Raw genomic sequence first — 21590 nt, 5'->3', positions numbered from 1 at the left:
TAATGCTGGACCCCCGTTTATTAAGAAATGATCTTGCAGCAACCGCTGAACAACTCAAGCGTCGCAGTGTTGAGTTGGATGTGGTGCTTATTTCGCGACTGGAAGTTGAGCGCAAGGCTTTGCAGGTTGCCGCCCAGCAGTTGCAGAGCGAGCGCAACAGGCGTTCCAAACAGATAGGCAAGGCCAAGGCCGCAGATGAAGATATTAAGCCTCTGCTGGATGAAGTGTCCGACCTTGGGGATAAGCTGAAAGCCGCCCTGGATGATCTGAACCGCGTCCAGAAAGAGTTTAGCACAATTGCCATGGGGATTCCAAACATCCCCCATTCAAGCGTCCCTAAAGGGAAGGATGAAGCATCCAACCGCGAGGAGCGGCGCTGGGGCGAGCCTGCCCAATTCGATTTTAAGCCTAAAGATCATGTGGACCTGGGTGTTGCCAGCGGCTTGATGAACTACGAAGCGGCATCGAAGATTGTCGGCTCCCGTTTTGTCACGTTGCAGGGTCCGCTGGCCAGAATGCAGCGGGCGCTTGCCCAGTTCATGTTGGATACCCACACCGAAGAACACGGCTACACCGAGACCTATGTCCCTTATCTGGTCAACGCTGAGAGTTTACGTGGTACCGGTCAGCTGCCAAAATTTGAAGAGGACCTGTTCAAGCTCTCGGGTGAGCTTGCCTATTATCTGATTCCCACAGCGGAAGTGCCTGTTACCAACCTAGTGCGCAACGCGATTATTGAAGATGCCGATATGCCCAGGCGTTGGGTAGCCCAAACGCCTTGTTTCCGCAGTGAGGCGGGCTCTTATGGCCGGGATACCCGTGGCATGATTCGCCAGCACCAGTTTGAAAAGGTGGAGATGGTGCAGGTGGTTCGGCCGGGTGACTCTTATCAGGCCCTTGAAGAGCTTACCGGCCATGCTGAAATTATTCTGCAGAAATTGGAGTTACCTTACCGATTGGTAACTCTGTGTACCGGCGACCTTGGATTCTCATCCACTAAAACCTACGATCTGGAAGTCTGGTTGCCAGCGCAAGAGACTTACAGAGAGATCTCATCCTGCTCCAATTTCGGTGATTTTCAGGCCCGGCGCCTGCAGGCCCGCTGGCGCAACCCAGAGACGGGAAAGCCGGAGCTGGTTCATACCATTAATGGTTCAGGACTTGCCGTTGGCCGTACCCTAGTCGCTGTAATGGAGAACTATCAGCAGGGGGATGGGCATATTCGTGTTCCTGAAGTACTTAGGCCTTATATGGGTGGGATTGAACTGCTTGGATAGTTGATGGTCGGCGAGGGTTTAAAATCTCAAACTGTCATCATCAAAAAGATCACGAAACCGATGACACCCAGTATCGGCAGGATGGCGGAGCGCCAGTCACCGGCTTCTGCTTTGGGTGCTTCGCTCATCATCCGTTTTGCCCTGGGATACAACAGCACAATCATCATCACCAGAAGCAAAGCAGAGCCAACCTTCATCCAGTCCATACTATTCTCTCTCCAGTAATAAAAAAGCCCCGGAGACAGGGGCTTTCCAAAAAGTCAGCGTTTAGCCTCAGTCATCACCGGACATGAAACCCAGGAGGTGGAGCAGGTGAACAAAGATGTTGAAAATGCTCACATAGAGGCTGACCGTCATCAGGATGTAGTTGTTTTCACCACCATGTACCATACGGCTGGTGTCATACAGAATGAATCCGCTCATCAGCATGATAACAACGGCTGAGAGTGCCAGTGAAAGAGCAGGCATATTAAGGAAGATATTCGCCAGGGCGACTACAAATACCATCAACAGGCCGGCAACCAGGAAGCCACCCATAAAGTTGAAGTTTTGACGGGAAGTCAGAGCATAGCCAGACAGACCGAGGAAGATCACGCCGGTACCACCAAAAGCAGTGGCGACAATCTGTGGGCCATTAGGCAGGCTCAGGTAGTGACTGAGTATCGGACCAAGACCAAATCCCATTAGGCCGGTTATGGCGAAAACTGTTACCAGACCGGCTGATGAGTCTGCAGTTTTTGGCAAAACCAGCCACATCAGCAGGAAAGCACCGCCGATGCTCAAGAGATAAGTCATCGGTGGCATCTGTGTCACTACCGATACAGCAGCCATTATTGCGCTGAAGAACAGGGTTACAGACAGCAGTATGTACGTGTTTTTGACGACCTTGTTGACCGAAAGGGCATCGGCAGCCGGGCGGGCGACGGAATAGTCAAGACGATTCATAATTGGTTTTTCTCTCTTTACTATAGCTCTGTTGAAGGTTTTCGGAAATCTGTGTAATTGAGACCCCGGCACATATATTTAGTTCGCAGCATACTAAATTGGGTGGAAAGTGCAATATTTCAAGATACCAGCCATTTTTTATTACGTGGGGGCTAGCATAACCGAGGGGTAATCATGTATCCTTCGCGTCGAAATTGGAGAGGTGGCAGAGCGGTTGAATGCACTGGTCTTGAAAACCAGCGAGGGTTTATCCCCTCCCAGGGTTCGAATCCCTGCCTCTCCGCCATTTTATTCCCTTAATAATTAAGTAGTTAGTTATTTTTTGGACTGCTTTTTAGCTGTTTTTGGACCTTTTGGGGACTAGGCAGCTTCCGAAAGATGCCTCAATCCCCGCTTTTCTTCCTTTATTTTTCTGATTTACAACTTCAAGCGTTTGTTGGCTCTGGCGACCATGTCGTAGGCGTCGGTTTTGATCCATTTTGAATAGTGTTTGTGTAGCATTGTGGTGCTTGCGCGTCTGGATTGCGTTTCTGATAGAGATTGAAGATCTGGCTGAGTAGGGCGATTGTTTCTATTAATTGTTTTCCTGATTACCTAACAGGCTCAGCTATTGAGCCGGTGGTCATTGCATAATATAAGCTACTGAATACAGAGGGTTTTCTATCATGACAAAAAATACAGTGCAGTTTCAAAAAGGTCCTAGTTTGCACGAATTTATTGAAAAGTATGGTTCTGAAGAGCAATGTCAACAAGCATTGTACCGACTGCGTTGGCCTACCGGATATATATGTCCTGAGTGTGGCAACACAACAGGTTGTGAACTCAAAAGCCGTAAGATATATCAGTGCCATAAATGCCACCACCAAAGCTCCCTGATTGCTGGCACCATCTTTCACGGCACCAAGCTGCCGTTGAAGAAGTGGTTTCTGGCCATCTATTTGTTGACTCAGCGTAAAAAAAGTACTTCTGCCTTGCAACTGTCCCGTGAAATTGGTGTGAACTACAATACAGCCTGGAAGCTCAAGCACAAACTGATGCAGGTGATAATGGAACGTCAGAGTCAAAAAAAACTGGCTGGTCGCATCGAGATGGATGATGCCTGTATTGGTGGTGAGAAACCGGGAAAGCGTGGGCGAGGGTCTCGTAATAAAATTCCTTTCGTGGCAGCTGTTGAGACGACGCAGGACGGCAGGCCAATGAAGATCCAACTGCGTCGGCTCCGCGGTTTTCAGAGTGCGGAGATCGTTCGATATGCCAGATCCAGTCTGTGTGCTGGCAGCACAGTTCTTTCTGATGGGCTCTACTGCCTCAGAGCAGTTACAAAGGTTCCATGCTAGATAGCATGAATACAGAGCCTGCCCAGCGGGTTAAATCGATGGAGAAAAAGATGAACGATAAGCTGCAACGGGTTGGCCAGCGCATTGATGAGGACGATAATCGAAATGTGGTATTGCGTAATCGCTCAGGAAAAACTCAGTAGTGACCTCCGGTCGGAAACGGGCACCGGTAGCCGGATGACGGACATAGGCTTTAAAAATGTGTCCATCGACAGTCACAACATCCATCGGCCAGAGGCCATCCATGGTACGGCGCACGAAAGGCTTGATTGCTCGGATCGCGTTCTTGCCCATGCGACCGTAGTTTTTAAATTCGGCAGGGATCTCTTCCAGAAAACGCTGTGCCCAGAGGGGTTTCTACGGGTTCAGGCAGCTCTGCGAGAGGTTTAGTGGCAATCTCTGAAGCGGCTTGGCGTAGAATGCGGTTCTTTGCATTGTTCGACAGGCGTTTCGCCGCCTTCTGGATCTCTGCCGGGCTTGGCTCATGATGCTTAATGCGTAGCATCACCAGGCTGACTGCCATCTCATCGGGGAGTGATGTTAGAGAGTAGAGACGTCTTTGACCTCCCAGGGCCGCCTTTTCCCGGTATGGCCAGCTTGCGCGTTTGGCGCGAGTTGATACGCTTTTTTTACTAAGACCAAGCGCCTCGGCAATCTCAACTAGCGTGGTATCTGGATTACTCAAGGAGTGAACAGGAGATCTCTTGTTCACTCCTTAACTCCGAATTCGAGTTCTGGTTGTTCCGTCTTTCGTACATTCTCACGGTGCCAGACCAAGCCGGCTAAAATGCAGGTCAGGTTATCCTCTGTCACCTGCTGATCGGCTTCACCGTTGTAGTAACGGATCAGCATGCCGAAGGCATCTGAAAAAACGGCCTGCAGCTCATTGGTTTCCATCGCCGAAACGGCTCGACCAGTAGGGATATCAATCACCAGTCTGTTTGCGCTGGAGGCCAGGTAATCGCTGACAAGATGAATACCGCAGAAATGTTCGTAGCCCTGGATCATCGAGGCAGGCATTTTGCCGTTGGATAACCACTTATAGAGGCTGTCTACCGACACACCCATCAGATCGGCGATCCGTTCAACGCTTAGGTTTTTCTTCTCTCTTGCATACTCTTTGCAGAGACGAAAGGCATCCCGAAGATTGCTCGGACGCACTCGCTTCCAGTTACGCCGTTTTCTTGGAAAGCTCATAAGTTATCTCCTTCCAAAACGAGTACTGGCGAGATTTTCAGCCGAGGTATAGGTTGAAATCGAATCGAGATAGAAAGAAGGTAGGAATTGTTATCCTTCAACGCGCCTTCTTCTCTGTTTTGGGTTAGACTTTTTGGAGGCATCAGGTGAATGTTTTCTATATCGGGAAGGCCAGATTTTTTCGGGTGGAACACCGATTGCCTGGGCAATCAGCCGTTGACCCTTGGGCCAACTACGCTGTAGCGCATGCTTTAGTGTGTTGCGGCTGGCGTAGCCGTGATGGATAGAGAGCCGAGATAGTGACCAACCGGCTTTTTCCAGGGCGGCTTTGATATCTGCTGGATGCCAATCCTCCCGGGGGTATTTTTTTGTAGGAATTTTATTCTTCATGCGGTGCATGATAGCCATGAAAAATGAGGCGTGTCAACCAGTATATAGGGTATCGCTTTAAGTATTACCCTAATTACGCAGCATATTGTTAAAGATGAATATAACTATTTGTTTTATAGAGATAATAACGGGAAGTGTTACCCTATGAATAAGAAAATTAAAAAGGGTAACGCTTTGGACGAAGAAAGTAATACCCTAAATAATAGGTTTTTTGACCGATTAAAGAAGCTTCGGGAGCATTTTGGGGTATCTCAAGCAGAGATGGATGGTTTGCTGGGTATTGGGAAGAAGTCCTGGCAGCGTTATGAATCAGGTGGACATACCCCTGGAAGCCAGGTTATTGCAGCGCTCGCACGCCTCGATTGCAATGCCAACTGGTTACTAACAGGGAGTGGCGCCATGATTATGGCTCAACAGCCCACACCAGAACCTGAACCTCCCACGGAACGCTCATCTGGCGAGCAAAAGGAGTGGGAGCGCCAAGCAGAGAAGTTCAGGACAGCCTCCCAGGTTGCTTTCGATATGACAAAAGATGATCCCAGCTCAAACCCAGCAGCTATATGGGCTGCACTGATCATCGAACTAGTGACACTCCATGGGCTTGAACAATCTGGAGTTGAGCGTCTATATGAAACACTTCGCTCACTACAGGACCGCGAAGAAGCAAAATAGTAAGCTGTTCTCGTCGCGTTTATCTTGACGGTTTTACTTTATTAAAGCCTTTGGGGCTTGATGAGTCGCATTTTCTCATTTTTTACCTAACGATTAAATGCCCTCTAACCCTCTGATTTTCCTTATCATCCCACCTAATCCAATCGTATTGGATCATATCCCGGTTTTCGCTATCTATATGTCGTCTCACATCATGACGGCATCGTCGGCAAGCAGGCAACTGGGAATGGGTTACGTCATGGCTTTGGGGTTGCAGGTCGGTGGTGCGGGGCGAGCTTCCATTCTGGTTTTGCCATCCTGGCGCGGTGCCGGGGTTATTATAGCACTGGGGGAAGTAAATGACTAACCTAAGCGCTTAGTTATCCTGCGCTGACTCGTTAATACCTACTTAATTTCTTCCCAAAATAAAAAATGGCATCACTGAACGGCTACAAGATAGTGGCTGAAAATGTTCCTCTTTTTGGCTTTCAGAGGAACATAACAGCTTGCAACTAAATTGATATTATTGGTGGAGGCGGCGGGAATCGAACCCGCGTCCGCAAGTACTCTGCCTTTGGCTCTACATGCTTAGAGCTGTCGATTGTGTTTAACCGGCTACTGCCCGACAGACAGGGCGTGCATACGGCGGTCCCGGTTAAGTTTTAGCGAATCCACCCCGGACATGTTTCTTCGCGATCTTGTGAGCTGTGACGCCTGAACGCCCCGAAGGACTCTGGACGCACAAGAACGGCTCCAGTCAGACGGCTTCTACCGGTTATTAAGCGGCGAGAGCGTAGTTGTCGTCGTTGGCAACTATAGTGTTACAGAATTATTTACGAGGGAATCTGTATCCTCGGCATGCACCTCAGGTTTCATCACCCACGTCGAAACCATGTCGCCCCCATGTGCGTAAAGATGCAGGAGACATTATAGAGTATAAAAAGTTCCTTGTCATACACTGAATGTCGGATAGGGATTTAGATTACCCTGGGATCAGTGGGCCTTGAGAATACGCTGTTTGTCTCTCTGCCAGTCGCGATCTTTGTCGGTAGCCCGTTTGTCGTGTAACTGTTTGCCTTTGGCCAAACCTATCTCGACTTTTGCGAGCCCCTTTTTCCAATACATGGCCGTTGGGACCAAGGTGAAGCCCTTTCGCTCCACCAGGCCGATCAGCTTATCCAACTCCTGGCGATGAAGCAGGAGTTTACGGGTCCTGGTGGGATCGGGATGTATGTGTGTCGATGCGGTAGCCAGTGGCGTCATCAGACAGCCAAAGAGAAATGCTTCATTCCTCTTGATGGTGACATAGCTTTCACTCAACTGGACACTCTTGTTTCTGAGGCTTTTGACCTCCCAGCCTTCCAGGGCAATGCCCGCTTCGTAGCGCTCCTGGATAAAATATTCGTGTTTGGCCTTTTTGTTCAGGGCAATGGTAGAACCACTGTCACGGGCCTTTTTCTTCGATTTTTTTGCCATGGGCTAATTGTATGTGACAGAGGTGGTTGTGTGCCACTTTGATCTGTAAATAACGATCCGGGTTTTGGTGTGATGTCCAGGCGACTTGGACGGTTGCCTTGTTTTGTCACAGGATTTCATTGAAAATGCAGCGCTGCTACCCTGAATCCATTCTCGTGGGACGGCAGAACACCGAAACAAAAATAGAATTTTCTAGGGGGATTCAAGGGTTGTCTGAGCGCATTTCAATGCATGGTCAGTGGTCTTCGCGGCTGATGTTTATTCTGGCGGCAACCGGCTCGGCCGTTGGCCTGGGTAATATTTGGAAGTTCCCCTATATTGCCGGTGAAAACGGGGGAGGGGCTTTTGTTCTCATCTATCTTCTCTGTATTGCACTCATTGGCATTCCCATCATGATGTCGGAAGTACTTATTGGCCGCCGAGGGCGCCAAAGCCCCATTAACACGCTGTGTACATTGGCTAGGGAATCGGGTAAGGCCTCTTCCTGGAGAGTGGTTGGAGCATTAGGCATTCTCGCCGCTTTTATTATTGTCTCCTATTATGGCGTCATTGCGGGTTGGGCACTGGCTTATATTGTCCGCATGGCATCAGGTATCTTTACCGGTGTGACGGCCGAGGGCGCGGCGAGCATCTTTAGGGGGCTAGTAGCAGATCCAGAACGGTTGCTGGCCTGGCATACCATTTTCATGGTGATGACAACGGTCCTGGTTGCCCGTGGTGTACGTCCGGGGCTGGAGCAGGCAATTAAAGTTTTGATGCCTGCTCTATTCGTTCTGCTGCTCATTCTTCTCGTTTTTGCCGGCACCACTGGCAAGTTCGAAGAGGGTGTGAGATTTCTCTTTAATCCTGATTTTGGTGCGATTTCAGTCGGTGGTATTTTGATCGCCATGGGACACTCTTTTTTCACCCTTAGTCTGGGTGTGGGGGCAATCATGATGTATGGCTCCTATTTGCCCGATGGTATCTCCATTGCCAAGGTGAGCATAGCGATCGCGTTGGTGGATACCCTTGTAGCATTGCTATCCGGGCTCGCTATTTTTCCCATTGTATTTGCCACGGGCATGACTGCCGATGTCGGGCCTGGGCTGATTTTTCAAACGCTCCCCATCGCCTTTGGCCAGATCCCCGGGGGTGACTTTTTCGGTACATTGTTCTTTGTCTTACTGGTTTTTGCCGCCTGGACATCTTCCATATCGCTGGTTGAGCCCCTAGTTGCATGGCTGGTGGAGAACAAAGGATTTGAAAGGAGCCGGGCGGCAACCCGGGTAGGGGTGTGTACCTGGTTGTTGGGCATTGTGACAATCATGTCATTCAGCTCCTGGTCGTTTCAATTCAGTTTTGGCGGTGAGACTAAAAACAACGGTCTGTTCGATGTGATGGATATCATGACATCCACTTTTCTTCTGCCCCTGGGAGGGCTTGCCATAGCGCTTTTTGCCGGCAGGGTAATGTCCCGATCTTCCGTCGTGGATGAACTTGGGGGCAAAGATGGTTTTAGCTTCAAGCTATGGTATTTTGTTATCAGATACATAACACCTGCTGCGTTTGTGGCAATATTCATAAACCGGCTCTTCCCCTAATTGAGTGGATAGATTAACGCACCCCTTTATGAGAGAGAAAGATCTATACGCCTAGATACCCAATGCAATCTACTTCCACCTTGGAGGGCTGAATCTTTATCCTGAGGGAGTGGTTGGGTGATACTTATCCTCTTGATCAGGGGAAGAGCCTATAAATGCAATGGGAATTATTTAGGGGAGTGAAAAAACGGCCTACTGTGTTTCTGCTTCATCAGGTAGAATATCGCCTCTGCTAGTTCCTAGGTGAGATAAAATGCAGACCTCAATTAGCCTAACCTGGATAGAGCACTGTGCCAGTTGTACATAAAAGCGCTTTGGTAGCCCATTCCACCGAACAGATGTTTGACCTTATTAATGACGTGGAGTCCTATCCGCAGTTTCTTCCCTGGTGCCACTCCACTAGGCTGCTTTCCCAGACGGACGATCTGCTGTGTGGTGAATTAGAGGTGGCCAGGGTTGGTATTAAGCAGAAGTTCTCTACCTGCAATCGGTTATTTCCCCATGAAAAAATTGAAATAGAACTCAGGGAAGGCCCTTTCAAGCAATTTCGAGGAGAGTGGCGGCTGCAGGCGCTGAGTGAAACAGCTTCTAAAATTGAGCTGGAGCTGGATTTTTCGTTTTCCGGAAAGTTGATCGATAAGGCATTTAGTGCGGTATTCAGCCAGATCGCTAATACATTGGTAGATTCATTCTGTAAAAGAGCAGATGAGGTGTACGGTGGTAAGTGAGACTATTGAAGTGGAAGTGGCCTATGCTTGGGAAGATGAGCAGATGATCCTTAAAATTGAGGCTAAGAGGCCGATTACACTGCAGGAAGCGATAGAGCGCTCCCGAATAATGGAATATTTTCCTGAGATTGATCCAATAAAGGTAAAAACAGGCATTTTCGGGAAAGCAGCGAAAAAAGATGCAGAACTGCAACCGGGAGACCGTGTTGAAATCTATCGACCACTGATCGCAGACCCCAAAGAAGCCCGGAAAAAGCGAGCAGCCCGAAGGGAAACACCTTAAAAAAGGTGGTGGGGAGGTTAGAAAAATCAGTTGCAAGTGCATCACCTGTATTCTTCAGAAAAACTTCGTTAAGCGTTTGACAATTGAGGCATTTCAAGGTCTATTGTTGAGCTTTTCCACCATAGATCGGTGATCTTTTCGCCAATCGATCCCTTTAGAAAAGTAATGACGTAAGAGTTGGCTCTGTCAGAGGGAGAGGTAGAGTTGTGGTCAAATCTGGTGTTTAGCCAGCTGAATCAAGCGGCGACCTGATCACTCCTGCTACCTCAACACCCTCTTTAAATTTGATTCCGGTTATCACCTTCGCCAGATAATCGAAACCCCGTAATCGTCTCCACGTCTTCTCGGCACACCGGCCGAGTTTGAACATCATGTGTAGCATGCCGTCACGCGATAGGCAGCCCTTGGAACGCCTAGTTCGATGGCGGATTGTCCCGAAGGTGGATTCAATCGGATTGCTGGTCAGAATGCTCTGCCAGTGCTGCGCAGGAAATTGAAAAAGAGCGGGGTATCTGGTTGATTTGTTGTTGCGAGACATCAAAACAACCATTGGAGATACGCCACCATAAGTAAGAATTAAGCTGGCAGTTCGAGATACGATTAGGGTGTCGCGTCTGAAGCAGGTCTGGGCAGAAGAATATCGGGGCTGGTGCGAAGAGCGTCTGGATAAGCGCCATTGGGTGTATGTGTGGGCAGACGGTGTCTACAGCGGATTGAGAGCAGAGCAGACGAAGCTGTGTGCCCTGGTGGTGATCGGCGTGAATGAGCGTGGTGAGAAGCATTTTCTGGCAATTGAGGATGGTGTACGGGAGTCCACACAGAGCTGGCGGGAGGTGCTGTTAAAACTGAAGTGACGCGGACTAAACCCGCCCAAATTGGGGTCCTAGGGATTTTCCCTCGTAAACGGACATAAACGGCTAGATCCCTTTCCCCGCCTACGTTTCCCGAGAGGGGTACTTTTCGATTTCCGAACATTTTAGGGTAATTTGGCTAGAATCGTGGCCTTTAGGTAACGATTATGACCACAGAGAAACGACTCAAGATCCTCACCGAAGCGGAAATTGTTGACTTGTTCGGCCCGCCAGCACTCAATCAAAACGATCAACGATTCTTCTTCACACTCAATGATATCGAATTGGCCCAGTGCCAGAAGATTCGCAGGCGTGATCAACGCTGCATGTTCGTTGTGTTGCTCGGCTACTTTAAAGTGAAGCCCATTTCTTTGAGTCCCGGCTACCACCAGATCAAGCATGATATTAAATATGTCTGCTCAGAAGTGTTTCCCGGTTCCGGTCTGAGTCCCTTCAATCTAACTCAAAAAACTCGTGTGCGTATCTATCATCGCATATACGAATTAACAAACCATCAACGCTGGGAGAACGAACGGCACAGCGCCGCGCTGACAATAGACCTTCGCGAACACGCACAAGCATGGGCTCAACCGCGAGCGTTGTTTGACAGGGCTATTGAATACTTAGCGGCACAAAAAATTAGCATTCCTGGGTACTCAGTTTTGCAAGACTTGATCAGTGATGTCGTCAGTGCTACCAACGATCAACTCATTCGCCAACTCGAAGACCTCATCTCTGTTGACTTGACTTCTATGTTGTCTGACTTTGTCGAAGGCAATGACCCACTGACTCTACGGCGGTTAAGAATGGCGGCTAAGAACATTACAAGGAGTGAGTTGCAAAAAGAACTCGCCGTACATCAGCACATTCAATCTTGGATGCTAGAAGTCGATGAGGTTTTAAGTCAGCTATCAATATCGTTGAAGAATCAGCAGTACTTTGCTGAAAGAGTGACTTACTATGGTGCCAAACTAAAACGCCAACCTGTTGGTTATCAACGCCTCTACTTGTTGTGCTATTTGCAATCGCGTTGGCAACAGGCACTGGAACGAATAGCCGATGGCTTTGTTCATCATCTTTTTCAAAGAAAACAGAAAGCCAAAATATACGCGAGAGAATCTGTTTATCAAGACTGGCAACGAGCTGCGAGTAACGTCAGTAAAGCGGCGCAAGTGTTGCGTCTTTTTATCGACGACAGAGTAGATCAACAACAACCGTTTGGGGCGTTACGGCAGCATGCTTTTAAACTTCTAGCGGCGAAAGATCTGGAATCCGTTTGCCTGTTTTTGAATGATCAAAAGCGATCGGTTGAAGAGGCCACGTGGCAGTACTTCGATCACCGGGTGAGCTTACGAGAAGGCTTACTTCGTGATCTATTCCTGTGCTTGCACTTTGAAGGCGGTGAAAAAACACAGCGCCTGGCAGCTACACTGCATCGTGCGCAGCGTGATCTTATCGCCGATGGTGAAATCTCAATCGGCGCAATGGATAGCCGCTTGCCTACCAAGAAGCAATTGTCGTTCATGCAAGACTCGAGCGGCGTGATGAATAAAGGTCGGTACGAATGGTTCCTTTACTTGCAAATCCCCAATCGGTTGAATGGCCAGCTCACACTGCCAAATGTGTTTAAATACAGGGCTTTGGAGGCTGATCTAGTCAATCGTGAGCGATGGACAGAAGAAAAAGACGCGCTATTAGAGCGCACCCAGTTGCCTAAATTAGCCGCCAATCCCAACAAACTCATTGACCAAATGGCCAAAAACCTGGGTGTTAGATTACAAGAAGTGAGTCACTATCTAGAACACGATGACAACCGAAATATTATCCTGAGAAACCCCAAAGGAAAGCGCCATTGGCGCTTACCCACGGCCAACAAAAAGTACTTGGTCAATAATCCGTTCTTCCAGCAACTACCCACGACTGGCGTTGCCGATGTGTTGCGAATGGTCGATCGCGACACAGGCTTCCTTGATGACTTTAAGCATGTACTGGGTGCACAGTCGAAGAGCCGAGCACACGAGTATGACCTGTTGGCTATCTTGGTGGGCAACGCGACCAACCAAGGCATTTATGGTATCGCTCAAATATCCGATCGCACTTACGATCAGCTCAGCACCATTCAGGCGAACTATCTGAGGTTAGAAACACTGAACGCAGCCAACGATCGCATCAACAACGCAACGGCTAAGCTTCCGATCTTCAAGCACTACAATATCCAAGAAGATGTTATCCACGCCAGTGCTGATGGTCAGAAGTTCGAATCCCGGCGTGAGACATTTAAAACACGTTACTCGTCAAAATACTTTGGCACGCAAAAAGGCGTGTCGGCCATGAGCTTGATCGCCAATCATGCGGCCATCAATGCTCGTGTGATCGGTGCTAACGAGCACGAGTCCCACTACATCTTCGATCTACTGATGAACAATAGTTCCGAGATCGTGCCAGACGTACTGTCTACCGATACGCACGGAGTCAATCACATCAACTTCGCATTGCTAGATCTCTTTGGGTACAGCTTTGCTCCACGCTATGCTCAGGTGGGTCGTGTCATCAATGAGATGTTCGATGTCAAAGAAGACAAGGATAAGAAAATCCAATTGAGTCTGAAAAAGCCCATCAACACCAAGCTCATCGCGGCTCACTGGGATACTATACAACGGATCATGATCTCACTTTATGAACGCAAAACAACGCAAGCGACATTGGTTAGAAAGCTCTCAGGTTACAAAAGCAGCCACCCGTTACTCGGGGCACTAACGGAATACAATCGTATGGTGAAAGCGAATTATTTACTCAACTACATCGATGACGTCAGTCTGCGCGACTACGTTCAGCGAGCACTCAATCGAGGCGAGGCTTACCACCAACTGCGTCGTGCAATCAGCAACGTCAATGGTGATCAGTTCCGCGGCAGCTCGGATGAGGAGATCCAACTGTGGAACGAATGTGCTCGCCTGGTTACCAACGCTATAATCTACTTTAACTCGGCCATACTCAGTCAGTTGCTGACTAGCTTTGAATATCAGAAGGATGATGAAAAAATCCAGATCGTCAAATCAAGCCTCCCCAGTTGCCTGGTACAACATCAACCTGAAAGGCACCTACAACTTCCAAATGAGTGGGAAATTGCCGGATCTGGACGAATTAATGAGCTCAATCGACGGTTATAAGCCTGTTCAGGAAAAGTACCCACATCCGGAAACGTAAGCAGGGCATGGGATCTAGCCGTTTATGTCCGTTTACGAGGGAAAATCCCTAGGACCCCATCTTTATTGTTCATCGTCGTTTCACAAACGGGGTACCCAGAACACCCCCAGAAATCAAAGGCACCGGCTCCTTTCTTTACTCGATGTACTAGCGGTTTGGAGCAATCAGGACATTTATGCTCGCTTAGAACAGGAACCGCCTTCGCCACTCTTTTACCTGGAACTCCGTTGTCATCCGGCAAAGTGAGATCGCATTTTGGGAACGCTGAACACCCCCAAAAAACACCTTTCTGACCATTCCTCTTTACTAGTGGCCCGGAGCAATCAGGACATTTATGGTCGCTTAGAACTGGTGGCTTCTTCAGTGCCCTTATCCCAGGCTGTCCGTTATCATCGGGTAAGGAGTGATTACATTCTGGATACGCTGAACAGCCCCAGAAATATGTTTTTTTCTTTGTGGCTTTATCTGGTTTACCTTTCCGTTTTAGCATCGGCTTACCGCATTCTAAACAGGGGTACTTGGGTGCTACCGAGCAAGTAAATTCCTCTACTTCACCCACCAATTGGCTATGACACTCTGATACCACTTTTTTATAGCTCGCCTGACCAATGGCTACTTGGTCTAGATCGGCTTCCATCGACCGTGTGAATTCATAATCCAAAAAACCGAAATGGCCTCTGAGCGAATCGATAACAAGTGCGGCTTTGTCAGTTGGGACTAAGAAGCGAGATTTATCTACAGTGATATAGTTTTTAGAATGGATGATGTTCTCCATAATCGCCGCATAGGTTGACGGGCGACCAATACCACGTTTCTCTAGTTCTTTGATCAAAGACGCCTCTGTAAAGCGTTTTGGTGCCTTGGTTTTCTTGGTGAGCAAGCGCCCTGCGTTGGCGGTTAAACCATTCCCAGCCTCTAGCTTAGGTACCGGGTTAGGGGTTTTCTCTTTCTCTTTCTCTTCGGATTGATCTTGCTCTACCAAAGCCTTCCAACCAGGGCTGGTTAGTTTTCGCCCTTTCGCCTCAAACTGTATAACTCGCCCATCTATGGGTTCTTGAGCCTGCAAAAGAGCGGTTCGCACCGCGTACTCGGCTTCTGCTAATTGACAGGCCACGGCTCTATTCCAAATGAGGCGATATAGGGCTTGCTCTTCTACGGTCTCCCCTGCTCTTTCAGCACTAAAATTACTAGGTCTGATGGCCTCATGCGCTTCTTGGGCATCTGCTTTTGCTTTCCATTTACGGGGCTTCTCAGCCGCCGGTAGTCCTTTGGTTTCTGCTATACCATAAATCGCTGTTATGGCCTCTTCCGACAGATTTGGACTATCGGTACGCATATAGGTAATAGCGCCTTGCTCGTAGAGCTTTTGCGCTACCTGCATCGCTTGCTTAGGATTCATTTTTAAGACGTGACTTGCCGCCTGCTGCAGCGTCGAAGTGATAAACGGCGGCGGTGGTGATTGTTTGGCCGTTTTCTCTTCGCAAGAGACGACATTTACAGATCGGATTTCAGCAATTTGTTTAGCGAAGGCTTCATTCTGGAAATACTCACCGCCCTCTTCCAAATGAGTTTTTGTGAGCCACTGAGCCGTCCATGTATTTGAAAAAGTCAGTTCGGCCCCATAGTGTTGAGTGGAACTGAAGCTCTTTATTTCGCGCTCCCTATCCAGTACTAACCGGACAGCAGGCGTTTGCACTCGACCTGCTGAAAGGCCAGTAGTCCCGGTGTGATTTGAGACTATCGGAGAAACCGTATAACCTACCAACCGATCTAAAACACGCCTCCCCTCTTGAGCTGCCACCTGTTGCATATCAATTTCGCGAGGTGCTGCTATCGCCGCTCTAACTTCAGTCTTGGTGATTTCACCAAATGTAACCCGCCGAGGATTAGTGAGTTTCAAAGCATCTTCTAGATGCCAAGCGATGGCCTCTCCTTCTCTATCTGGGTCAGTAGCTAAATAAACTTCACTCGCACTAGCAACCAAACCACGTAACCGCCGTATAACTTCAGCGCCTCGATCAGTCGGCTGATACTCCGGTTTAAAGTCAGGCGCTTCTACGCCCATTTTTCGATTAGGGGTCCTAGGGATTTTCCCTCGTAAACGGACATAAACGGCTAGATCCCATGCCCTGCTTACGTTTCCGGATGTGGGTACTTTTCCTGAACAGGCTTATAACCGTCGATTGAGCTCATTAATTCGTCCAGATCCGGCAATTTCCCACTCATTTGGAAGTTGTAGGTGCCTTTCAGGTTGATGTTGTACCAGGCAACTGGGGAGGCTTGTTTGACGATCTGGATTTTTTCATCATCCTTCTGATATTCAAAGCTAGTCAGCAACTGACTGAGTATGGCCGAGTTAAAGTAGATTATAGCGTTGGTAACCAGGCGAGCACATTCGTTCCACAGTTGGATCTCCTCATCCGAGCTGCCGCGGAACTGATCACCATTGACGTTGCTGATTGCACGACGCAGTTGGTGGTAAGCCTCGCCTCGATTGAGTGCTCGCTGAACGTAGTCGCGCAGACTGACGTCATCGATGTAGTTGAGTAAATAATTCGCTTTCACCATACGATTGTATTCCGTTAGTGCCCCGAGTAACGGGTGGCTGCTTTTGTAACCTGAGAGCTTTCTAACCAATGTCGCTTGCGTTGTTTTGCGTTCATAAAGTGAGATCATGATCCGTTGTATAGTATCCCAGTGAGCCGCGATGAGCTTGGTGTTGATGGGCTTTTTCAGACTCAATTGGATTTTCTTATCCTTGTCTTCTTTGACATCGAACATCTCATTGATGACACGACCCACCTGAGCATAGCGTGGAGCAAAGCTGTACCCAAAGAGATCTAGCAATGCGAAGTTGATGTGATTGACTCCGTGCGTATCGGTAGACAGTACGTCTGGCACGATCTCGGAACTATTGTTCATCAGTAGATCGAAGATGTAGTGGGACTCGTGCTCGTTAGCACCGATCACACGAGCATTGATGGCCGCATGATTGGCGATCAAGCTCATGGCCGACACGCCTTTTTGCGTGCCAAAGTATTTTGACGAGTAACGTGTTTTAAATGTCTCACGCCGGGATTCGAACTTCTGACCATCAGCACTGGCGTGGATAACATCTTCTTGGATATTGTAGTGCTTGAAGATCGGAAGCTTAGCCGTTGCGTTGTTGATGCGATCGTTGGCTGCGTTCAGTGTTTCTAACCTCAGATAGTTCGCCTGAATGGTGCTGAGCTGATCGTAAGTGCGATCGGATATTTGAGCGATACCATAAATGCCTTGGTTGGTCGCGTTGCCCACCAAGATAGCCAACAGGTCATACTCGTGTGCTCGGCTCTTCGACTGTGCACCCAGTACATGCTTAAAGTCATCAAGGAAGCCTGTGTCGCGATCGACCATTCGCAACACATCGGCAACGCCAGTCGTGGGTAGTTGCTGGAAGAACGGATTATTGACCAAGTACTTTTTGTTGGCCGTGGGTAAGCGCCAATGGCGCTTTCCTTTGGGGTTTCTCAGGATAATATTTCGGTTGTCATCGTGTTCTAGATAGTGACTCACTTCTTGTAATCTAACACCCAGGTTTTTGGCCATTTGGTCAATGAGTTTGTTGGGATTGGCGGCTAATTTAGGCAACTGGGTGCGCTCTAATAGCGCGTCTTTTTCTTCTGTCCATCGCTCACGATTGACTAGATCAGCCTCCAAAGCCCTGTATTTAAACACATTTGGCAGTGTGAGCTGGCCATTCAACCGATTGGGGATTTGCAAGTAAAGGAACCATTCGTACCGACCTTTATTCATCACGCCGCTCGAGTCTTGCATGAACGACAATTGCTTCTTGGTAGGCAAGCGGCTATCCATTGCGCCGATTGAGATTTCACCATCGGCGATAAGATCACGCTGCGCACGATGCAGTGTAGCTGCCAGGCGCTGTGTTTTTTCACCGCCTTCAAAGTGCAAGCACAGGAATAGATCACGAAGTAAGCCTTCTCGTAAGCTCACCCGGTGATCGAAGTACTGCCACGTGGCCTCTTCAACCGATCGCTTTTGATCATTCAAAAACAGGCAAACGGATTCCAGATCTTTCGCCGCTAGAAGTTTAAAAGCATGCTGCCGTAACGCCCCAAACGGTTGTTGTTGATCTACTCTGTCGTCGATAAAAAGACGCAACACTTGCGCCGCTTTACTGACGTTACTCGCAGCTCGTTGCCAGTCTTGATAAACAGATTCTCTCGCGTATATTTTGGCTTTCTGTTTTCTTTGAAAAAGATGATGAACAAAGCCATCGGCTATTCGTTCCAGTGCCTGTTGCCAACGCGATTGCAAATAGCACAACAAGTAGAGGCGTTGATAACCAACAGGTTGGCGTTTTAGTTTGGCACCATAGTAAGTCACTCTTTCAGCAAAGTACTGCTGATTCTTCAACGATATTGATAGCTGACTTAAAACCTCATCGACTTCTAGCATCCAAGATTGAATGTGCTGATGTACGGCGAGTTCTTTTTGCAACTCACTCCTTGTAATGTTCTTAGCCGCCATTCTTAACCGCCGTAGAGTCAGTGGGTCATTGCCTTCGACAAAGTCAGACAACATAGAAGTCAAGTCAACAGAGATGAGGTCTTCGAGTTGGCGAATGAGTTGATCGTTGGTAGCACTGACGACATCACTGATCAAGTCTTGCAAAACTGAGTACCCAGGAATGCTAATTTTTTGTGCCGCTAAGTATTCAATAGCCCTGTCAAACAACGCTCGCGGTTGAGCCCATGCTTGTGCGTGTTCGCGAAGGTCTATTGTCAGCGCGGCGCTGTGCCGTTCGTTCTCCCAGCGTTGATGGTTTGTTAATTCGTATATGCGATGATAGATACGCACACGAGTTTTTTGAGTTAGATTGAAGGGACTCAGACCGGAACCGGGAAACACTTCTGAGCAGACATATTTAATATCATGCTTGATCTGGTGGTAGCCGGGACTCAAAGAAATGGGCTTCACTTTAAAGTAGCCGAGCAACACAACGAACATGCAGCGTTGATCACGCCTGCGAATCTTCTGGCACTGGGCCAATTCGATATCATTGAGTGTGAAGAAGAATCGTTGATCGTTTTGATTGAGTGCTGGCGGGCCGAACAAGTCAACAATTTCCGCTTCGGTGAGGATCTTGAGTCGTTTCTCTGTGGTCATAATCGTTACCTAAAGGCCACGATTCTAGCCAAATTACCCTAAAATGTTCGGAAATCGAAAAGTACCCCTCTCGGGAAACGTAGGCGGGGAAAGGGATCTAGCCGTTTATGTCCGTTTACGAGGGAAAATCCCTAGGACCCCATAATTGGGATATTGCAGTGATTTCGAAAATTAAGGCACCTCTGAAGCCTTATGAGGCGTGGGCTGTAGCGATAAGTGTCACTTTAGGACGGAATGTCCCCAGAACCCCATTGGTCACCGGAAACAATTGAAGCTGGATCACCTTCGAAGTGCCCGCCTGAGAATTAGCCAAGAAGGTATCTATCGATGGATATACGAGGATGTTGCACAAGGCGGTTCCCTTTACTAGCACCTGCTAAGGCAGTACAAAAAGCGTTTAAGACAGCAGAAATACGGGACTAGACGTGGTTTGATACCCTATCGTGCCAGCATCCATGATTGTCCTGTGACCGTCGCTTTAGCCACTGGAGAGGTGACAGTGTTAAGGGGCTAAGGGCTCACAGGTGGTATTGCCAACCATGTGGAAAGAAAGAGCCGCCTACAGGTTGTCGCTAAAGTGAGCGACAAATCGGCAGATACTTGAATTATCTGGCAGACATAATTCTGCCTTCAAGATCATACCAGAGAAATGGCGTAAAATCCTGATGGTTGATAACGGTAAAGAATGTGCTCGGTTCAAGAAAATTGAAGAGGCCACAGGCATGAATGTTTACTTTGCTGATCTTTATTCCCCTCTGGCAGCAGGGCACCAATGAGAATACTAATGGATTACTACGTCATTTGGGCAGCAACAGTGTATCGCACTGGCCAGGGCAATGGCCCTCAGGCCGGATATTTTGCTGCTCGATGAGCTGTTCTAAGGTGGTAGTCAGGGTGTTCAGAGGGGCTGAATATTTCTATACCCTGAAGTTACATGATGGCACTATGCTGCAGTGTCTGATGCCCAGCCACCATGAGTTTATTGTGGGTGAGCAGGTGAAGGTGGGGACCGATATTCAGAATCCGGTCATTTTTCCTGAGTAACAAGAGGGGAGAGGCTCCAGTGGGCTATGGCCCATTCCCAAAAGCTGGATAATGACCCGGGCGTTTCATTTGGCAAGGGTTGGTTGAGAAATTCAAGGGCAGCGATAAGGCTGGGCAGAGGCGACTCTTTATCGACAGGAAAAGCGCCGGTCTTCTTGCTCAGTTTCTGGCCACTATCATTCAGCACCAGAGGGAGATGAGCATATTCCGGGGTGGTTAATCCAAGTAACTGCTGAAGATGGATCTGGCGTGGTGTGGAGCAGAGAAGATCGGCACCGCGAACGATCTGGTTGACCTGCTGAAAAGCATCATCTACCACCACCGCCAACTGATAAGCAAAAAGGCCATCGGCACGGCGTACGATAAAGTCACCGATGTCCAGCTCAAGATTCTGTGAAATCTGCTTGCAGATTCTATCTTTGAATTGAATCTGTTCCTGATGGGTACGTACACGCACAGCACCGGAATGCGTTTTAGTCATTCGTTGTTGGCGGCATTTCCCCGAATATCTGGGTCCCTCCATGCCCTGCAGGCCCGCTTCAGCAACTTCACGGCGACTACAACTGCAGGGGAAAACGGCATTATCGCTTATCAGGGTGGCCAATGCCTCCCGGTAGGCCTCCTGACGGCTGCTTTGGTAAAGCACTTCGCCATCCCATTCAAAACCGAAGCGTTCCAGGGTTTGCAGAATATCGCTGGCAGCACCCGGTATCTCTCTGGGAGTATCGAGGTCTTCCATACGGACCAGCCAAGCTCCTCCACGGCTACGGGCATCCAGATAACTGCCCATGGCTGCAACCAGCGAGCCGAAGTGGAGAGGGCCGGTGGGTGACGGGGCAAATCTTCCCCGGTAGTTTTGTTTTTTGCGGGTCATAATGAAAAAGCCGGCAGTTGCCGGCTTGTTTCAAACTTTCGTTTACAATGAGTCAACAGGGAGCTTATTTCCTCTGCTTTTCCCTGATTTCATCCAGGGTTTTGCAGTCGATACAGAGAGTGGCGGTAGGCCTGGCCTCGAGGCGACGGATGCCGATTTCAACGCCACAGGCTTCACAATAGCCATACTCATGCTCATCAATTAAATCATGGGTATCATCAATTTTTTTAATTAATTTGCGTTCTCTGTCCCGGGTACGCAGCTCAAGGCTGAACTCGGATTCCTGTGTAGCCCGGTCGTTGGGGTCAGGAAAATTTGCCGCATCATCCTTCATATGGCCGACGGTCCGGTCAACTTCTTCCATCAACTCCTGCTTCCAAGCGGAGAGGATCCCACGAAAATGCTCTTCCTGCTTTTCGTTCATATACTCTTCGCCCCTGGCCTCTTTATAGGGCTCGAAGCCGAACGGGCCTATCCGGTCGCGGTCGGTTTTCTTCTTTGCAGCCATTCAATGAAACTCCTGAAACCTCACATAGTGAAGTCCACTATGATAACCAGAAAATCCTCTTTTGGGCAAG

Annotated in this window: 16 protein-coding genes, 1 tRNA gene, 1 other RNA gene and 5 pseudogenes; 11 read left to right on the top strand and 12 right to left on the bottom strand. The window is 48.7% G+C overall.

Translation table 11 applies throughout. The annotated features are described in order from the left end of the window. The first annotated feature begins 2 nt into the window (after positions 1-2). Positions 3-1277 carry a serine--tRNA ligase gene (gene serS, locus MN084_RS08175; RefSeq protein WP_241087306.1) on the top strand — a complete coding sequence of 425 codons (1275 nt, stop codon included), beginning with the start codon at positions 3-5 and terminating at the stop codon, positions 1275-1277. Positions 1278-1303: 26 nt separating this feature from the next. On the opposite strand, the gene MN084_RS08170 is transcribed toward serS, so the two are convergent. Next, the gene (locus MN084_RS08170) at positions 1304-1483 is read right to left on the bottom strand and encodes a hypothetical protein (RefSeq protein ID WP_241087307.1); all 180 of its coding nucleotides are present in this window, start codon (positions 1481-1483) and stop codon (positions 1304-1306) included. Positions 1484-1550: 67 nt separating this feature from the next. Next, positions 1551-2222 (bottom strand): Bax inhibitor-1/YccA family protein, encoded by a 672-nt coding sequence (locus tag MN084_RS08165; RefSeq protein WP_241087308.1) that lies wholly within the window; start codon positions 2220-2222, stop codon positions 1551-1553. Between the two features lie 196 nt (positions 2223-2418). Between MN084_RS08165 and MN084_RS08160 the strand changes: the two genes are divergently transcribed. Then, positions 2419-2508 (top strand) — tRNA-Ser (locus MN084_RS08160). A gap of 379 nt (positions 2509-2887) precedes the next feature. Continuing rightward, a pseudogene (locus MN084_RS08155) lies at positions 2888-3538 on the top strand (IS1595 family transposase); the annotation flags it as partial. A 328-nt stretch (positions 3539-3866) separates the two neighbouring features. Here MN084_RS08155 and MN084_RS08150 read toward each other — a convergent pair. The 3 genes from MN084_RS08150 to MN084_RS08140 all read right to left on the bottom strand — a co-directional run bounded on the left by MN084_RS08150 (position 3867) and on the right by MN084_RS08140 (position 5146). Next, positions 3867-4271, bottom strand: a complete 405-nt coding sequence (locus MN084_RS08150) for a hypothetical protein (protein ID WP_241087310.1) — start codon at positions 4269-4271, stop codon at positions 3867-3869. Further along, the gene (locus MN084_RS08145) at positions 4268-4756 is read right to left on the bottom strand and encodes a helix-turn-helix domain-containing protein (protein WP_330178471.1); all 489 of its coding nucleotides are present in this window, start codon (positions 4754-4756) and stop codon (positions 4268-4270) included. The genes MN084_RS08150 and MN084_RS08145 overlap by 4 nt, the downstream gene beginning before the upstream one ends. 90 nt (positions 4757-4846) lie before the next feature. Beyond that, positions 4847-5146 carry a helix-turn-helix domain-containing protein gene (locus MN084_RS08140; RefSeq protein WP_241086932.1) on the bottom strand — a complete coding sequence of 100 codons (300 nt, stop codon included), beginning with the start codon at positions 5144-5146 and terminating at the stop codon, positions 4847-4849. Between the two features lie 144 nt (positions 5147-5290). Between MN084_RS08140 and MN084_RS08135 the strand changes: the two genes are divergently transcribed. After that, positions 5291-5818 carry a helix-turn-helix domain-containing protein gene (locus MN084_RS08135; protein WP_330178470.1) on the top strand — a complete coding sequence of 176 codons (528 nt, stop codon included), beginning with the start codon at positions 5291-5293 and terminating at the stop codon, positions 5816-5818. Positions 5819-6324: 506 nt separating this feature from the next. Here MN084_RS08135 and ssrA read toward each other — a convergent pair. Both ssrA and smpB read right to left on the bottom strand, forming a co-directional pair. Then, positions 6325-6700, bottom strand: a transfer-messenger RNA (tmRNA) gene (gene ssrA / locus MN084_RS08130). A gap of 90 nt (positions 6701-6790) precedes the next feature. Further along, positions 6791-7273, bottom strand: a complete 483-nt coding sequence (smpB, locus tag MN084_RS08125) for an SsrA-binding protein SmpB (RefSeq protein WP_241087312.1) — start codon at positions 7271-7273, stop codon at positions 6791-6793. A gap of 209 nt (positions 7274-7482) precedes the next feature. Here smpB and MN084_RS08120 point away from each other — a divergent pair, with 209 nt between their 5' ends. The 3 genes from MN084_RS08120 to MN084_RS08110 all read left to right on the top strand — a co-directional run bounded on the left by MN084_RS08120 (position 7483) and on the right by MN084_RS08110 (position 9864). After that, positions 7483-8853: a sodium-dependent transporter gene (locus tag MN084_RS08120; protein ID WP_241087400.1), complete on the top strand. Its 1371-nt coding sequence runs from the start codon at positions 7483-7485 to the stop codon at positions 8851-8853. A gap of 290 nt (positions 8854-9143) precedes the next feature. After that, positions 9144-9581 carry a type II toxin-antitoxin system RatA family toxin gene (locus tag MN084_RS08115; protein WP_241087313.1) on the top strand — a complete coding sequence of 146 codons (438 nt, stop codon included), beginning with the start codon at positions 9144-9146 and terminating at the stop codon, positions 9579-9581. Further along, a complete protein-coding gene (locus MN084_RS08110) occupies positions 9559-9864 on the top strand; it encodes an RnfH family protein (RefSeq protein WP_241087314.1) in 306 nt (101 codons plus the stop codon). Before MN084_RS08115 ends, MN084_RS08110 begins: the two co-directional genes overlap by 23 nt. A gap of 236 nt (positions 9865-10100) precedes the next feature. On the opposite strand, the pseudogene MN084_RS08105 reads toward MN084_RS08110, so the two are convergent. After that, a pseudogene (locus MN084_RS08105) lies at positions 10101-10369 on the bottom strand (IS256 family transposase); the annotation flags it as partial. A gap of 100 nt (positions 10370-10469) precedes the next feature. On the opposite strand from MN084_RS08105, the pseudogene MN084_RS08100 reads away from it, so the two are divergent. Together MN084_RS08100 and MN084_RS08095 are read left to right on the top strand one after the other, a co-directional pair. Then, positions 10470-10715 (top strand): annotated as a pseudogene (locus MN084_RS08100) (transposase); the annotation flags it as partial. 167 nt (positions 10716-10882) lie between these two features. After that, positions 10883-13922 (top strand): annotated as a pseudogene (locus MN084_RS08095) (Tn3 family transposase). A 22-nt stretch (positions 13923-13944) separates the two neighbouring features. Here the strand turns inward: MN084_RS08095 and topA are convergent. Both topA and MN084_RS08085 read right to left on the bottom strand, forming a co-directional pair. After that, positions 13945-15987: a type I DNA topoisomerase gene (gene topA / locus MN084_RS08090; RefSeq protein WP_241087315.1), complete on the bottom strand. Its 2043-nt coding sequence runs from the start codon at positions 15985-15987 to the stop codon at positions 13945-13947. Between the two features lie 68 nt (positions 15988-16055). Next, on the bottom strand, positions 16056-19094 hold the full coding sequence (locus tag MN084_RS08085; RefSeq protein WP_241086558.1) for a Tn3 family transposase: 3039 nt from the start codon (positions 19092-19094) through the stop codon (positions 16056-16058). Between the two features lie 797 nt (positions 19095-19891). Here MN084_RS08085 and MN084_RS19550 point away from each other — a divergent pair. Both MN084_RS19550 and MN084_RS08075 read left to right on the top strand, forming a co-directional pair. Beyond that, a pseudogene (locus tag MN084_RS19550) lies at positions 19892-19972 on the top strand (ATP-binding cassette domain-containing protein); the annotation flags it as partial. Then, on the top strand, positions 19962-20138 hold the full coding sequence (locus MN084_RS08075; protein WP_241087402.1) for a TOBE domain-containing protein: 177 nt from the start codon (positions 19962-19964) through the stop codon (positions 20136-20138). The pseudogene MN084_RS19550 and the gene MN084_RS08075, both read left to right, overlap by 11 nt. On the opposite strand, the gene gluQRS is transcribed toward MN084_RS08075, so the two are convergent. Beyond that, positions 20122-21012, bottom strand: a complete 891-nt coding sequence (gluQRS, locus tag MN084_RS08070; RefSeq protein ID WP_241087316.1) for a tRNA glutamyl-Q(34) synthetase GluQRS — start codon at positions 21010-21012, stop codon at positions 20122-20124. The genes MN084_RS08075 and gluQRS overlap by 17 nt on opposite strands. A gap of 64 nt (positions 21013-21076) precedes the next feature. After that, on the bottom strand, positions 21077-21520 hold the full coding sequence (gene dksA, locus MN084_RS08065) for an RNA polymerase-binding protein DksA (protein ID WP_241087317.1): 444 nt from the start codon (positions 21518-21520) through the stop codon (positions 21077-21079). Between the last annotated feature and the right edge of the window lie 70 nt (positions 21521-21590).

It is taken from the genome of Candidatus Vondammii sp. HM_W22 (assembly GCF_022530855.2).
In the GTDB taxonomy this organism is placed as follows: domain Bacteria; phylum Pseudomonadota; class Gammaproteobacteria; order Chromatiales; family Chromatiaceae; genus Vondammii.
Note: the sequence above shows the minus strand (reverse complement) of the source record. Positions and strands in the feature narration are given on the sequence as shown.

Excerpts from the sequence above, each read along its gene's own strand:
- serS (WP_241087306.1), top strand. The coding sequence starts at position 3 with ATGCTGGACCCCCGTTTATTAAGAAATGATCTTGCAGCAACCGCTGAA.
- MN084_RS08170 (WP_241087307.1), bottom strand. The coding sequence starts at position 1,483 with ATGGACTGGATGAAGGTTGGCTCTGCTTTGCTTCTGGTGATGATGATT.
- MN084_RS08165 (WP_241087308.1), bottom strand. The coding sequence starts at position 2,222 with ATGAATCGTCTTGACTATTCCGTCGCCCGCCCGGCTGCCGATGCCCTT.
- MN084_RS08145 (WP_330178471.1), bottom strand. The coding sequence starts at position 4,756 with ATGAGCTTTCCAAGAAAACGGCGTAACTGGAAGCGAGTGCGTCCGAGC.
- MN084_RS08140 (WP_241086932.1), bottom strand. The coding sequence starts at position 5,146 with ATGAAGAATAAAATTCCTACAAAAAAATACCCCCGGGAGGATTGGCAT.
- MN084_RS08135 (WP_330178470.1), top strand. The coding sequence starts at position 5,291 with ATGAATAAGAAAATTAAAAAGGGTAACGCTTTGGACGAAGAAAGTAAT.
- smpB (WP_241087312.1), bottom strand. The coding sequence starts at position 7,273 with ATGGCAAAAAAATCGAAGAAAAAGGCCCGTGACAGTGGTTCTACCATT.
- MN084_RS08110 (WP_241087314.1), top strand. The coding sequence starts at position 9,559 with ATGAGGTGTACGGTGGTAAGTGAGACTATTGAAGTGGAAGTGGCCTAT.
- topA (WP_241087315.1), bottom strand. The coding sequence starts at position 15,987 with ATGGGCGTAGAAGCGCCTGACTTTAAACCGGAGTATCAGCCGACTGAT.
- MN084_RS08085 (WP_241086558.1), bottom strand. The coding sequence starts at position 19,094 with ATGACCACAGAGAAACGACTCAAGATCCTCACCGAAGCGGAAATTGTT.
- MN084_RS08075 (WP_241087402.1), top strand. The coding sequence starts at position 19,962 with ATGAGCTGTTCTAAGGTGGTAGTCAGGGTGTTCAGAGGGGCTGAATAT.
- gluQRS (WP_241087316.1), bottom strand. The coding sequence starts at position 21,012 with ATGACCCGCAAAAAACAAAACTACCGGGGAAGATTTGCCCCGTCACCC.
- dksA (WP_241087317.1), bottom strand. The coding sequence starts at position 21,520 with ATGGCTGCAAAGAAGAAAACCGACCGCGACCGGATAGGCCCGTTCGGC.